The following is a 12,750-nucleotide window of genomic DNA, read 5'->3' on the forward strand; positions in this document are numbered from 1 at the left end:
CTAACCAACGCGACGGACGGTCACAGGTCCACGGGGCCGTCGACCACGCGGAGCGGCCCCGCCGGAGGAGGTCCGGCGGGGCCGCAGGGGTGTCGCGGTGGGGCTCAGCGGGTCACCAGTCGCCGCCGCCGAAGTCGCCGCCGCCACCGAAGTCCCCGCCACCGAATCCGCCGCCGTCGCCGAAGCCGCCGCTGAAGTCGGAGGAGTTGAAGTCGGCGCCGGTGAAGTCGCCGCCCTCGTGCTGGTCCTGGTAGCCCTGGTCCATCATCGGCGCCGCGGCGTAGGCCGGGCTGCTGATCATCGAGCCGAGCATGGTGCCGACCAGCAGGCCCGGCAGCAGGCCGCCGCCGAATCCGCCGAAGTAGCCGCCCGCCCAGGGGGCGTAGGCCGGGCCGGCGTTCCAGTACGGCTGCGGGCCGTGCTCGGTCTCGACGGTACGGATGGCCGGGTCGAGGCCGGAGGCCAGCCGGTCCGCGTCGGACCGGCAGACCGGGACGGTGCGGGCGGCGCCGTCGGCCGGGGCCCAGTCGACGTCCTTGACCGACGGGCCGTGGCGCGGGTCGAAGAAGCACGGGGGACGGCGCTCGGGCACCGGGCGCTTCTCCCGCCGGGCGGCCAGGGTGGCCAGCGCGAACCGGCCGTCCTCCAGCGCCTCGGTGACCGGCTTGACGTCGTCCGGCCGCTTGGCCTCGTCCATCAGCCGCTTGGCCTTCTCGTACGAGTCCAGGGCGTGGGTGTAGTCGGTGCGCTGGGTGTCGTCGGCGCCGGTCGCGGCCGGGTTGAAGTCGAGCCGGTCCAGTTCCTCGCCGAAGGCGGTGATGTCCTCGTCGACCACCCGGCGCAGTTGCTCCAGCTCGGCCCGGGCCTGCTCCTCCTTGCGCGTCTTGGCGCGGCGGAAGAGGAGGAAGACGCCGGCGCCGGCCAGCGCGAGCAGCACGACCGGGATGACCACCCAGGCGATCGAGGTGCTGTGGTTCACCCCGGTGCCCTTGGCCTGCGGGGCGGCGCTGTCGACGAACTCGTTCAGGGTGGCGTCGATGTCGCCGTTGTGGGAGCGGAAGGCGGCGCCGGCGATCCGCTCGGCACTGCCCTGCGACATCGCGCCGCGGTCTGCCTTGGCCGCGAACTGGTCACCGCGCCAGATCGCGTAGGCACCGTCGATGCCGACCTTGGTGCGCAGGTCGTTGAAGACGGTCCGCTCGCCGTAGGGGGCGCTGGCCGGGACGACCGCGACGAAGATCGGCTTGTCGGCCTTCTTGATCTTCTCGGTCAGGGCGTCGGCCTGGCTCTGGCTGAATCGGCTGGTCATCGCCGGGTCGACGTAGACCCGACCCTGCTTCAGGGTGGAGGCCGCGTCGTCCAGCCCGCCCGCGGCCGAGGCCGTCGGTGCGAGCAGGAGCAGCAGCCCCAGCAGCGCCGCCACCAGGGCAAGCGGCCCGGCGCCCCGGGAACGTCGTGCAAGGGTTCTCATGCCCTCGACGCTACCCCGACGGGCGTCAAGGCACGGCATACCCTTCGCATACTGGTAGTGACAAGATTCCCCGCCGACCGCCGGGGCCGCACCCCTCCTCGGGGATGATGTTTCCCCCACTCGCCCCTGACGCGGGTGGTGCGCGGGAACCGCGGCCGGCGCCCGGACGTACGTCCCGGCGGGCCCAGGGTGTTCCGGGCGGTGCGCCGACCGTACCGCGCGGACGGGCATAGTGGTCCCGGACCACTGGTCCCATTACCTGTTCTTGACCCATCTCCCGATCGGAGCACCCGGTGATCATCGGCCTCGTCACCGCCGTGGCGGCATCCGCCTGCTACGGCACCGGCTCAGTCCTCCAGGCCGTCGGATCCCGCCGTTCCGCGCGCGAGGAGGCCGCCAAGGGCGCCGCCGGCGCCACCACCGAGCACGGCGGGCCGAGCCTGTCCTCCACCGCGAAGGCTGCCGTCACCTGGGAGTTCATCGTCGGCACGGTGCTCGACCTGATCGGCTTCGGGCTGGGCGCGCTGGCCGCGCGGCTGCTGCCGCTGTTCCTCTCGCAGACCATCATCAGCGCCAACCTGGTGATCACCGCGGTGCTGAGCATCAAGCTGCTCGGCATCCGGCTCAAGCAACTGGAGTGGGCCTCGATCGGCGTGCTCTGCTCGGCGCTGGTGCTGCTGGCCGTCTCGGCCGGCCCGGAGGGCGGCCACCACGCGTCGATGTCCTTCCACTGGGGCCTGCTGCTGGTCACCACCGTGCTGCTGGTCGGCGGCGGCCTGCTGGTGCGGCGGATGGGCTCCAAGGGCGCGATCGTCGCCGGCCTGCTCTCCGGCCTGGGCTTCGGCGCGCTGGGCGTCGGCGTGCGCATCCTGAACGGCATCGACCCGTTCGACGTCGCCAAGCTGCTCTCCGACCCGGCGCTGTACGCGATCCTGGTCGGCGGCCTCGGCGGCATGTACGTGCACACCGTGGCGCTGCAGATCGGCTCGGTGAACGGCGCGACGGCGGCGCTGGTGGTCGGCGAGACGGTGCTGCCCGGCGCGATCGGCGTGCTCTGGCTCGGCGACTCCTCCAAGTCCGGCCTGGGCTGGCTCGGCGTGGTCGGCTTCCTGCTCGCGGTGGTGTCCGCGGTCGGGGTCGCCTACTTCGGCCAGGACACCCACGGCTCCCCCGGCGAGGCGGCCGCCGACCAGCCGGAACTCGCCAAGCACTGAGCTCCCCGGCCCCCGCTTCCAGCCCTCGCTGTCAGCCCCCGCTGCGGGCCCGCGGCACCCGCTGGCAGCGGGGGCAGAAGTAGCTGGAGCGGTTCATCCAGGCGGCCCGCCGGATCGGGGTGCCGCAGCGGCGGCAGGGCTCGTGCTCGCGGCCGTACGCGTCGAGGTCGCGGGAGAAGTAGCCGCTCTCGCCGTTCACGTTGACGTACAGGCTGTCGAAGCTGGTGCCGCCGACGGCGAGCGCCGCCGTCATCACCTCGCGGGCGTTCGCCAGCAGTTCGGCGGCCTGCGGGCGGGTGAGCGTCGCGGTCGGGCGGTCGTAGTGCAGCCGGGAGCGCCAGAGCGCCTCGTCGGCGTAGATGTTGCCGACCCCGCTGATCAGCGTCTGGTCGAGCAGCGCCCGCTTCACGGTGGTGCGCTTGGCCCGCAGCGCGGCCGCGAAGGCGGTGTCGTCGAAGCGCGGGTCGAGCGGGTCGCGGGCGATGTGCGCGATGGAGAGCGGCGTGCCCTCCGGGTCGCCGTCCTCGGCCTCCTCGACCGCGAGGCCGCCGAAGGTCCGCTGGTCGACGAAGCGCAGTTCGCGCCCGCCGTCGGTGAACCGCAGCCGCACCCGCAGGTGCGTCTCGTCGGGTACGGACGGGTCCTGGACGAGGAGTTGGCCGCTCATGCCGAGGTGGCCGATCAGCGAGAAGCCCGCGCCGGACCCCGCCAGCGGCACCCACAGGTACTTGCCGCGCCGCTGCGCGGTGCCGAGGGTGGTGCCGGTCAGCCGGGCGGCGAAGTCGGCGGCGCCGGCGGGCTGGCGGCGCACCGCGCGCGGGTGCAGCACCTGGACGTCGGCGACGGTCCGCCCGGCGACCCAGTTCGCCAGACCGCGGCGGACGACCTCGACCTCGGGAAGTTCGGGCACGGGAACAGGCCTCCTGCGGAAGGGATCAGCAGGAGGAAGGCTACTGCTCCCTCACGCCCCGGCGGGCAGCCGGTCGGCGTACTTCTCCTTGATCGCCCGCCAGGCGCTCTCGGCGGCCTTCTGCTCGGCCTCCTTCTTCGAGCGGCCGACGCCGCTGCCGAAGTCCTCGCCGGCCACCCGGGCCGCCGCGGTGAAGGTCTTCTCGTGGTCCGGACCGGATTCCATGACCACGTACTCGGGCACCCCGATGCCCACCGAGGCGGTGAGCTCCTGGAGGCTGGTCTTCCAGTCCAGGCCGGCGCCCAGCTGGGAGGACTCCTCGATCAGCGGGTCGAACAGCCGGTGGACGAACTCGGTGGCCGCGTCCAGACCCTGGTCCAGGTAGACGGCCCCGATCACGGCCTCGACCGTGTCGGCGAGGATCGACGACTTGTCGCGGCCGCCGGTGCCCTCCTCGCCCTTGCCGAGCCGGATGAACGTGCCGAGTTCCAGGCCCCGGCCGACGTCCGCGAGCGCGCGGGAGTTCACCACCGCGGCGCGCAGCTTGGCGAGCGTGCCCTCCGGCACGTCCGGGTGGACGCGGTAGAGGGTGTCGGTCACCACGAGGCCCAGCACCGAGTCGCCGAGGAACTCCAGGCGCTCGTTGGTGGGCAGACCCCCGTTCTCGTACGCGTACGAGCGGTGGGTCAGGGCACGCACCAGAAGGGCGCGCTCGAGCGTGTACCCGAGGCGCCCTTCCAGGACGTCGTATTCGGTCGAAGCCGGCCCACCGGCCTTGCCACCGCCCGAAGAGGAACCCTTCGGGGCGGAGGACGCCTTGCGGGTGGAGTTACCGTCCGACATCGATCCGTGCACCCCGCCGATCAGACCGAGAGGACCTGGCGACGGTTGTACGTGCCGCAGCTCGGGCACGCGATGTGACCCAGCTTCGGCTCGTGGCAGCGGTCGCACGCCACGAGGGCCGGAACAACGGCCTTCCAGTTGGACCGACGGTGGCGCGTGTTGCTGCGCGACATCTTCCGCTTCGGAACAGCCACGGCTACTTCTCCTGGTTCTCGGCGAGACCCTCACGGGTGTCGCTGTTCTTGATCCCGTCACCCTCGTCGCCGGGGGCGGCGGAGAGTCCCTGCAGAGCCGCCCACCGGGGGTCGGCGGCGTCGTGGTGGTGCGTCGGGTCGTCGCTCAGGCGCGCTCCGCACTCGGAGCACAGACCCAGGCAGTCTTCCTGGCACACCGGCTGCAGCGGCAGTGCGAGCACCACCGCGTCACGCAGCACCGGCTGGAGGTCGAAGAAGTCGCCCTCCAGGCGGTAAGTATCTTCTTCCGAGTCCTCGTCGAGGTCCTCGGCCCCGGCGGTCCGGGCGCGGTGACGCTCGTCGGACTCCGGGTAGTAGTACAGCTCCTGGAAGTCGACGTCGAGGTCGTCCTCGACGGGCTCCAGGCACCGGGCGCACTCGCCCTCGACCTGGGCCTCGGCGGTGCCGGTGACCAGCACGCCCTCGACCACGGACTCCAGGCGGAGCTCCAGCCGGAGCTCGCTCTTCTCGGGGACGCCGATCACGTCGATAATCCCCAGGCCCGCGGGGGCCTCCAGAGTGCGGGACACCTTGCGCAGCGAGCCCGGGCGACGTCCCAGCTCGTGCGTGTCGAACACGAGGGGGTCGCGGTGGTCGAGGCGGTTCAAGGTGTCCTGACTTCCATGGGGAATCTTCGATCGCGGTGCCACCGCACCAACGGTGCGCGGGCAAGCCGACAGTCCGACACGAAAAGGCCGGAGTGGTCAGCCTACCGGAGTCTCCCGCCAGGCCCAACTTCGCTCCCGTCAGGAGCTTCCGCCGGGCCCGCGCAGGGCCGGCTCAGCGACCGCCCAGCTCCCGGAGCCGGGTCATGTCGATCATGCTGGTGTCGAAGAAGCTGGTCTCGTCCAGACCCGGCTGCTGCTGCTGTTGCGGCACCGCCGGCGGGGCGGCGGGCTGCTGCGGGTAGGTGTAGGCGTCGTACTGCTGCGCGCCGTAACCCGGCTGCTGCTGTTGCGGATAGCCGTAGTCCCCGTGCTGCTGCTGGGCCGCGTAGTCCGGGTGCTGCTGCTGTGGGTAGCCGTCCGCGGCGCCCTGCTGCTGGTGCCCCCACTGGGCACCGTACGGGTCGCCCTGGCCGGCCGGGTCGTAGCCGCCGGCATACACCTCGGCGTACTGCCCCTGCTGCTGCCCGCCCTGCTGCTGGGCGGCCGCGTACTGGTCGACGCCGGGGGCCTGCCAGCCCGCCGCGGCCGGAGTCTGCTCCGGCCAGGTCTGCTGCTGCGGGACGTCCTCGCGGTACCAGGCGATGTCGTCGCCGTTGGCTTCGGCGTCGGTGGCGAAGCCGGCGGCCACCGCCTCGGCGCGCTCCTTGGCCTGCTGCGCCTCGTCGGCGGCGGCCAGGTAGGCGCCCAGCTCGTCGATCGGCCGCTTGCCGAGCAGCTTGTCGCGGCCCTTGCCGACGGCCTCCAGGGTGGCGCTGAGGACGTTCTCCAGCGTGGCGAGCTTCACATCGACGTACTCGTCGACCTCGGGGCTGGGGGTGATCCGCTGCGGCTGGAACTCCTCGCCGTCCGTCTCGCCGTCGAACTCGGTCTCGAAGACGCTGGAGTCACCGCGCAGCTTGGTCCGGCCGCGGCCGACGGCGCCGAGCGTCTTGGTCAGCACGACCTCGAAGTTGGCGAGCTTGCTGTCCACGTAGTCGTCGGCCTCGGCACGCTTGGCCTCGGTCTCGCCACGGGCCTCGGCGAGGATCCGGTCGGCCTCGGCCTGGGCCCGGCGGACCACCTCGGTGTCCGAGATCAGCGAGCCGCGCTCGGCGTGCGCACCCTGGATGATCCGGTCGGCCTCGGCCTGGGCCCCGGCCACCACCTGCTCGTGGTCGGCCATCATCGACTGGGCCTGGGCGAGTTCGGCGGGCAGCTCCGCCTTGAGGGCGTTGAGCAGGCCGATCAGTTCGGCCCGGTTCACCACGCAGGAGGCCGACATCGGCATCGAGCGGGCGTTCTCGACCGCCGCGACGATCTCGTCGACCTTGTTCTGCACGTCCACGGGGCTTCGTCTTTCCGTGTGCCGCCGACGGTCCGGCGGAGGCAGGCCCGACGCGGTGAACCTCACCGCAGGGGCAGGAATACAGACTGTACGGCCACCGCGCGGCGTGGTCACAACGCCCGAGCCGAACCGGTCGACCGGGCATCGGACAAGTCATGACGAACCAGCAGAAACGGACGCCCGCCCCGCGATGCCGACGCTCCCGCCTACTGCTGGGCCCTGCGCTCCGCGATCCGCTCGACCAGCCGCCGGTGCACCGTCTCCGGCAGCAGGTGGGAGACGTCCCCGCCGTACGAGGCGACCTCCTTGACCAGCGTCGAGGAGAGGAAGCTGTACGTCGGGGAGGTCGGCACGAACAGCGTCTCCACCCCGGACAGGCCGTGGTTCATCTGGGCCATCTGCAACTCGTAGTCGAAGTCGCTGACCGCGCGCAGGCCCTTGATGATCGCGGGGATCCCGCGCTCCCGGCAGAAGTCCACCAGCAGGCCGTGGTACGACTCGACCACCACGTTCCCGAAGTCCGCGGTGACCTCCTCGATCAGGCCCATCCGCTCCTCGACGCTGAACATGCCCTGCTTGTTGCGGTTGATCAGGACCGTGACATGCACGACGTCGTACAGCTTCGAGGCCCGCCCGATGATGTCGAGATGACCGTTGGTGATCGGGTCGAACGAACCGGGACAGACGGCGCGGCGCATGGCGTGGGTGCTCCCTCGTGGGGTGACGGCTGCTGCGGGCCTCGGCCCGCTACTCGTGCTGACTGGTCTCGGCGGCGGCGCGACCGTACCAGAGCGTGCCCTCGCCGTAGCGGCGCGAGCGCAGCACCTCGAAGCCCTCGGGCCAGCCGAAGTCGCCGCCACGGGTGCTGCGCTCCACGGTGACGAGTGCGTCCTCCGCGAGCCAGCCCCCGGCCAGGAGTGTGATCAGCATCTCGCGCAGCTCGTCGTCCGTCACGGCGTACGGCGGGTCGAGGAAGACCAGGTCGTACGGGGTCTGCGGGGGCGGGCCCGCGATCACCTGCTCGGCCCTGGCGGCCTTCACCTCCACGCCCGGCAGGCCGATCGTGCGGACGTTCTCCCGGATCACCCGGGCCGCCTGGCCGTCCGCCTCGACCAGCAGGACGTGCTCGGCGCCGCGCGACAGCGCTTCCAGGCCGACCGCGCCCGATCCACCGAACAGGTCGAGCATCCGGATCCCGTGCAGGGTGCCGCGCAGCGCCTCCAGGGTGGAGAACATCGCCTCACGGGCCTTGTCGGAGGTCGGGCGGGTGCCCCGGCCTGGCGGTACGGCCAGCCGGCGGCCGCCGGCCAGCCCGGCGATCACGCGGGTCATGGTGGGGGAAGGTCCTTTCGTCGCTGCCCGACCACGCTATACGGGTCGAGGCCCCACCGACGGATCGGTGGGGCCCCCGGGTCACGGCTCAGCCCGCCCCGGAGCCCGCCTCAGCCGGCCCCGGGGCGCGTCTCAGCTCGCCTCGGAGCCCGCCGGCGGGGTCGGGACGGCCGCGCCGAGCAGCGCCGGCGAGGCGTAGCGGGACCAGGACAGGCAGCCGTCGGGCGGGCAGAACTCGGGGCGACGCGGGTCGTGCCCGAGCTCGCGCAGCTTGGTGCGGACGGAGTCGGGGGTGCGGCCGAAGCGGGCGGCGATCCGGGCGACGGTCTCGCCGTCGTGGAAGCGCCGGACCAGCTCCTCCTCGTGCTGCGGGACCCAGGGGGCGCCGTGGCCGGGGTACAGCTCGCGCAGCACGTCACGGTCGGGGATGGGCTCGGAGACGTCGGCGACGATCGCCAGCGCCCGCAGCGCGCGGTTGAGCGCGATCCGCAGCGAGGCGACGTCCTCGACCGGCAGGCGGAGCTTGCCCGAGGCGAGCGGCTGGGCGGCCGCCCCCTCGCGCCAGCCGGTCAGGGTGAGGGTGACCTCGCGGTCGTCGTCGCTGGCGAGTTCGATCCGGAAGACCTTGTCGCCCAGCGGGAGCTCGTTGAGATGACGGAATGCCATGGCAGGACCCCCAAATGTCGTGCCAGGTACGCACCTTGGGGGTGCGCCCTGAACACCTTCATTCTCTCGCGGGGGTCTGACAATTCCGGGGCCGGCGGCGGCCGCTCAGCCCTTCTCCATGTAGGCCGCGCGGTCCTCGTCGAGCAGGCTCTCCAGCGCGGTGCGCAGCTCCGGGTGGGCGGTCAGCTCGCGGTCCTCGGCGACCAGCCGGGTGGCCTCCGTCCTGGCGGTGAGGATGACCTCCTCGTCCTCCAGCACCGAGAGCACCTTGAGCGAGGACTTCACCCCGGACTGCGCCTGGCCCAGCACGTCGCCCTCGCGGCGCTGTTCGAGGTCGATCCGGGACAGCTCGAAGCCGTCCAGGGTGCCGGCCACCGCGTCCAGCCGGGCCCGGGCGGCGCTGCCCGCGGGCATGTCGCTGACCAGCAGGCACAGGCCCGCGGCGCTGCCGCGGCCGACCCGGCCGCGCAGCTGGTGGAGCTGGGAGACACCGAAGCGGTCGGCGTCCATGATGACCATCGCGGTGGAGTTGGGGACGTTGACGCCGACCTCGATGACGGTGGTGGCGACCAGCACGTCCACCTCGCCGGCCGTGAAGCGGCGCATCACCTCGTCCTTGGCCTCCGGGGCCAGCCGGCCGTGCAGGATCTCCACCCGCAGGCCCTGCAACGGCCCCCCGACCAGCTTCCCGGCGGTCTCCACCACCGAGAGCGGGGGCCGCCGTTCGTCGCTCCCGGCACCGGCGTCGGCGACGTCCTCCAGGTCCTCCTCGGCCGCCTTCCGCTTCTTCTTCGGCTCGGCGGCGGGCTCCTCGTCCCCGATCCGGGGGCAGACCACGTACGCCTGGTGGCCCTTGGCGACCTCCTCGCGCACGCGCTCCCAGGCCCGGGCGAGGAAGTTGGGCTTCTCCAGCGCGGGGACGACGTGGGTGGAGATCGGCGAGCGGCCGGCCGGAAGCTGGTCGAGGACGGAGGTCTCCAAGTCCCCGAAGACGGTCATCGCGACGGTGCGCGGGATCGGGGTGGCGGTCATCACCAGCAGGTGCGGCGGCTGTTCGCCCTTGGCGCGTAGGGCGTCCCGCTGTTCGACGCCGAAGCGGTGCTGCTCGTCGACCACGACCAGGCCGAGGTCCTGGAACTGGACCTTGTCCTCGATCAGCGCGTGGGTGCCGATGGCGATGCCCGCGTCGCCGCAGGCCATGTCGAGCAGCGCCTGGCGGCGGGCCGGGACGCCCATGGAGCCGGTCAGCAGCACCACCCGGGTGCCGAGGTCGGAGCCGCCGAGCATGCCGCCCTCCGCCAGGTCTCCCATCATCTCGACGATCGAGCGGTGGTGCTGCTGGGCCAGCACCTCGGTGGGCGCGAGCAGCACGGCCTGGCCACCCGCGTCGACCACGGCGAGCATGGCGCGCAGCGCGACCAGGGTCTTGCCGGAGCCGACCTCGCCCTGGAGCAGCCGGTGCATCGGATGCTCGCTCGCGAGATCGGCGGCGATCTCGGCGGACACCTTCTGCTGGCCCTCGGTGAGGGTGAACGGCAGCCGGGCGTCGAAGGCGTCCAGCAGGCCGCCCGCGCGGGCCCTGCGCGGGACGGCGGGCAGCGCGGACTCGGCGGCCCGGCGCTGGGCCAGGGCGACCTGGAGGACGAAGGCCTCGTCCCAGCGCAACCGGCTCTGGGCGAGCTCGCGGTCGGCCTGGCCGCGCGGGCGGTGGATCAGCTCCAGCGCCTCGGGCAGCGGGATCAGCCCGTGCCGCTCGCGCAGTTCGGCGGGCAGTGGCTCGCCGACGTCGCCCAGGTGCTTGGTGAGGGCCGTCTCGACGCAGATCGACAGCTTCCAGCTGGGCATCTGCGCGCTGGCGCCGTAGACCGGGATCAGCCGGCCGGCGAACTGCCGGGCGGCGTCCGACCCGGCCTCCTCGTCGAGCAGCTGGTAGTCCGGCGAGACCAGCTGGCGGCTGCGGTTGAAGACCCCGACCTTGCCCGCGAACAGGCCCTGGGCGCCGGACTTGAGCTCCTTCTGCCGCCAGCCCTGGTTGAAGAAGACCAGCGAGAGCCGGCTGCGGCCGTCGGTGACGACGACCTCCAGCCGGTCGCCCTTGCGGCCGCGGAACGGGATCAGGGTGACCTTCTCGATCCGGGCCAGCACGGTGACGTGCTCGTCGATCTCCAGCTCGTCCAGGCTGGTGAGCTGGCCGCGCTCGACGTAGCGGCGCGGATAGTGGTGCAGCAGGTCCCCGACCGTGCGCAGCTTGAGGCTGTCGGCGAGCACCTTCGCGGTGCGGTCGCCGACGAGTTTGGTCAGTGGTTCATCGAGAGCGCCCATCAGGCCCCTGTTTACACCACGGGGCCGACATTCCGGGCTCCGCGGCGTGCCCTACTCCACCCCGATGAGCAGCGGCGCGGACTCCTGGCCGCCGTGGAAGACCACCGCGTCGACCTCGGGCCGCCGGTGCCGGGCGTGTGCCACCAGGCGGTCGGCGAGCGCCTCGTCGGCGCCCTCGCCGAGGACCAGGGTGACGAGTTCGCCGCCTGCGCCGAGCATCCGGTCCAGCACGCTCGCCCCGACCTCGGCCAGCCCGGTGCCGATCACCGCGACGTCGCCGTCGATCAGGCCGAGCACGTCCCCGGCCTGGCAGACCCCGGCCATCGTCCAGGACTCCCCCTCGGCCACGGCGAGTTCGGCGTACCGGGTGGCACCTGCCGCGGAGGTCATGGCGACCACGTCCTCGTCGAAGCGGCGCCCGCCCTCGTGCACCGCGAGCGCCGCCAGGCCCTGCACCGGCGAGCGGGTCGGCAGCACGGCGATCCGCACGCCCTCCTCGCGCAGCTGGTCGGCGGCGGCCCCGGCGGCGGCGCGCAGTTCGGGGTCGTTGAGCAGCAGGACGACCTCGCGGGCGGCCGAGCGGCGCACGGCGGCGGCGAGTTCGGCACTGGCCGGCGGGCGGTCCGGGTCGGCGTGCAGGGCGACGGCGCCGGCCTGCTCGCACAACTCGGCCAGTCCCCCGCCGGACACCACGCAGAGCACCGCGCGGGCCCGGTCCCGGCGTTCGCCGCGCTCGGCGGCGCTGCCGGCCCGGGCGGCGGCCTCGGCGAAGTGCGTGATCCGGATCTGGTGCGGCCGCCCGGCCTCGACCCCGGCCTCGACGGCGGCGCCCGCGTCGTCCACGTGGACGTGCACGTTCCACAGGCCGTCGCCGCCGCCGACCACCAGGGAGTCGCCGAGCGCGCCGAGCCGCTCGCGCAGCGCGGGCAGGGCCTCGTCGGGCGCGTCGAGCAGGTAGATCACCTCGAACGCGGGGTGGCCGGGGCCCGGCGGCCTCAGGTGCACCGCGCAGCTGTCGACCTCCCGGACGTCCCCGCGCAGCGCGACCGGGCCCATCGGCTGCTGCCCGGCGACGGCGTCGGCGAGCGCGCCGAGCACGGCGACCAGGCCGCGTCCGCCGGCGTCCACGACCCCGTTCTCGGCCAGCACGGCGAGCTGTTCGGGGGTGTGCCGCAGCGCGTCCCGGGCGGCCCGGTAGGCGGTGTCGGCGACCTGCGCGAGCCCGTCCCCGGCCCGGACGGCCTCCCGGGCGGCGACCCGGGCGACGGTCAGCAGGGTGCCCTCGACGGGCTCCGCGACGGCCTGGTAGGCGGAGTCGGCGGCCCGTTGCAGGGCGGCCCGCAGCTGGTCGGCGCCGCCGCCCTCGGCGAGCGTCTCGGCGGTGCCGCGCAGCCACTGGGCGAGGATCACCCCGGAATTGCCGCGGGCGCCGACCAGCGCGCCGCGGGCCATCGCCCGTGCGGTGTCGGCCAGGCCGGGGGCCGGGTCGGCGGCGGGGTCGGCGAAGCGGCTCTCCACCTCGGCGGCGGCGGACTCGACGGTCAGGTAGAGGTTGGTGCCGGTGTCACCGTCCGGGACGGGATAGACGTTGAGCGCGTCGATCTCCTCGCGGGCCTGGCCGAGCGCACGCAGGGCGAGCTGGCACCAGGTGCGCACGGCCGGGGCGTCGAGCGTGTGCAGCACCAGGTCTCCTCCGGGTGGGACGCCGCGACGGCCTGCGGGGCAGCAGCACGGCCAAGGCCGCGGCGAGGGGTGATACCGGCAGGT

At 73.2% G+C, this 12,750-nt stretch carries 12 protein-coding genes; 1 reads left to right on the forward strand and 11 read right to left on the reverse strand.

Annotated features, from left to right (window positions below):
* Positions 1 to 112 precede the first annotated feature (112 nt).
* Positions 113 to 1,471, reverse strand: a complete 1,359-nt coding sequence (locus ACIP37_RS29655; protein ID WP_400806224.1) for a hypothetical protein — start codon at positions 1,469 to 1,471, stop codon at positions 113 to 115.
* 293 nt (positions 1,472 to 1,764) lie between these two features.
* Here ACIP37_RS29655 and ACIP37_RS29660 point away from each other — a divergent pair, with 293 nt between their 5' ends.
* Positions 1,765 to 2,685 carry a hypothetical protein gene (locus ACIP37_RS29660; RefSeq protein WP_363585728.1) on the forward strand — a complete coding sequence of 307 codons (921 nt, stop codon included), beginning with the start codon at positions 1,765 to 1,767 and terminating at the stop codon, positions 2,683 to 2,685.
* Positions 2,686 to 2,716: 31 nt separating this feature from the next.
* On the opposite strand, the gene mutM is transcribed toward ACIP37_RS29660, so the two are convergent.
* The 10 genes from mutM to ACIP37_RS29710 all read right to left on the reverse strand — a co-directional run bounded on the left by mutM (position 2,717) and on the right by ACIP37_RS29710 (position 12,666).
* Positions 2,717 to 3,595, reverse strand: coding sequence for a bifunctional DNA-formamidopyrimidine glycosylase/DNA-(apurinic or apyrimidinic site) lyase (gene mutM / locus ACIP37_RS29665; protein WP_363631492.1), 879 nt, complete (start codon positions 3,593 to 3,595; stop codon positions 2,717 to 2,719).
* Positions 3,596 to 3,646: 51 nt separating this feature from the next.
* Positions 3,647 to 4,438 carry a ribonuclease III gene (rnc, locus tag ACIP37_RS29670; RefSeq protein WP_350882931.1) on the reverse strand — a complete coding sequence of 264 codons (792 nt, stop codon included), beginning with the start codon at positions 4,436 to 4,438 and terminating at the stop codon, positions 3,647 to 3,649.
* Between the two features lie 20 nt (positions 4,439 to 4,458).
* On the reverse strand, positions 4,459 to 4,632 hold the full coding sequence (gene rpmF, locus ACIP37_RS29675) for a 50S ribosomal protein L32 (RefSeq protein WP_030056747.1): 174 nt from the start codon (positions 4,630 to 4,632) through the stop codon (positions 4,459 to 4,461).
* A 2-nt stretch (positions 4,633 to 4,634) separates the two neighbouring features.
* On the reverse strand, positions 4,635 to 5,279 hold the full coding sequence (locus tag ACIP37_RS29680; RefSeq protein WP_063347695.1) for a DUF177 domain-containing protein: 645 nt from the start codon (positions 5,277 to 5,279) through the stop codon (positions 4,635 to 4,637).
* Between the two features lie 172 nt (positions 5,280 to 5,451).
* Positions 5,452 to 6,663, reverse strand: coding sequence for a cell division initiation protein (locus ACIP37_RS29685; protein WP_363585726.1), 1,212 nt, complete (start codon positions 6,661 to 6,663; stop codon positions 5,452 to 5,454).
* Between the two features lie 206 nt (positions 6,664 to 6,869).
* Complete coding sequence (gene coaD / locus ACIP37_RS29690) at positions 6,870 to 7,361, reverse strand: pantetheine-phosphate adenylyltransferase (protein WP_363585725.1); 492 nt, start codon at positions 7,359 to 7,361, stop codon at positions 6,870 to 6,872.
* A 49-nt stretch (positions 7,362 to 7,410) separates the two neighbouring features.
* Positions 7,411 to 7,995 (reverse strand): 16S rRNA (guanine(966)-N(2))-methyltransferase RsmD, encoded by a 585-nt coding sequence (rsmD, locus tag ACIP37_RS29695; protein WP_363585724.1) that lies wholly within the window; start codon positions 7,993 to 7,995, stop codon positions 7,411 to 7,413.
* Between the two features lie 132 nt (positions 7,996 to 8,127).
* Positions 8,128 to 8,661 carry a hypothetical protein gene (locus ACIP37_RS29700; protein ID WP_363585723.1) on the reverse strand — a complete coding sequence of 178 codons (534 nt, stop codon included), beginning with the start codon at positions 8,659 to 8,661 and terminating at the stop codon, positions 8,128 to 8,130.
* 105 nt (positions 8,662 to 8,766) lie between these two features.
* On the reverse strand, positions 8,767 to 10,983 hold the full coding sequence (gene recG / locus ACIP37_RS29705; RefSeq protein ID WP_363585722.1) for an ATP-dependent DNA helicase RecG: 2,217 nt from the start codon (positions 10,981 to 10,983) through the stop codon (positions 8,767 to 8,769).
* A 51-nt stretch (positions 10,984 to 11,034) separates the two neighbouring features.
* A complete protein-coding gene (locus ACIP37_RS29710) occupies positions 11,035 to 12,666 on the reverse strand; it encodes a DAK2 domain-containing protein (protein ID WP_363624916.1) in 1,632 nt (543 codons plus the stop codon).
* Between the last annotated feature and the right edge of the window lie 84 nt (positions 12,667 to 12,750).

Source organism: Kitasatospora sp. NPDC088861, assembly GCF_044750105.1.
Classification (GTDB): Bacteria; Actinomycetota; Actinomycetes; order Streptomycetales; family Streptomycetaceae; genus Kitasatospora.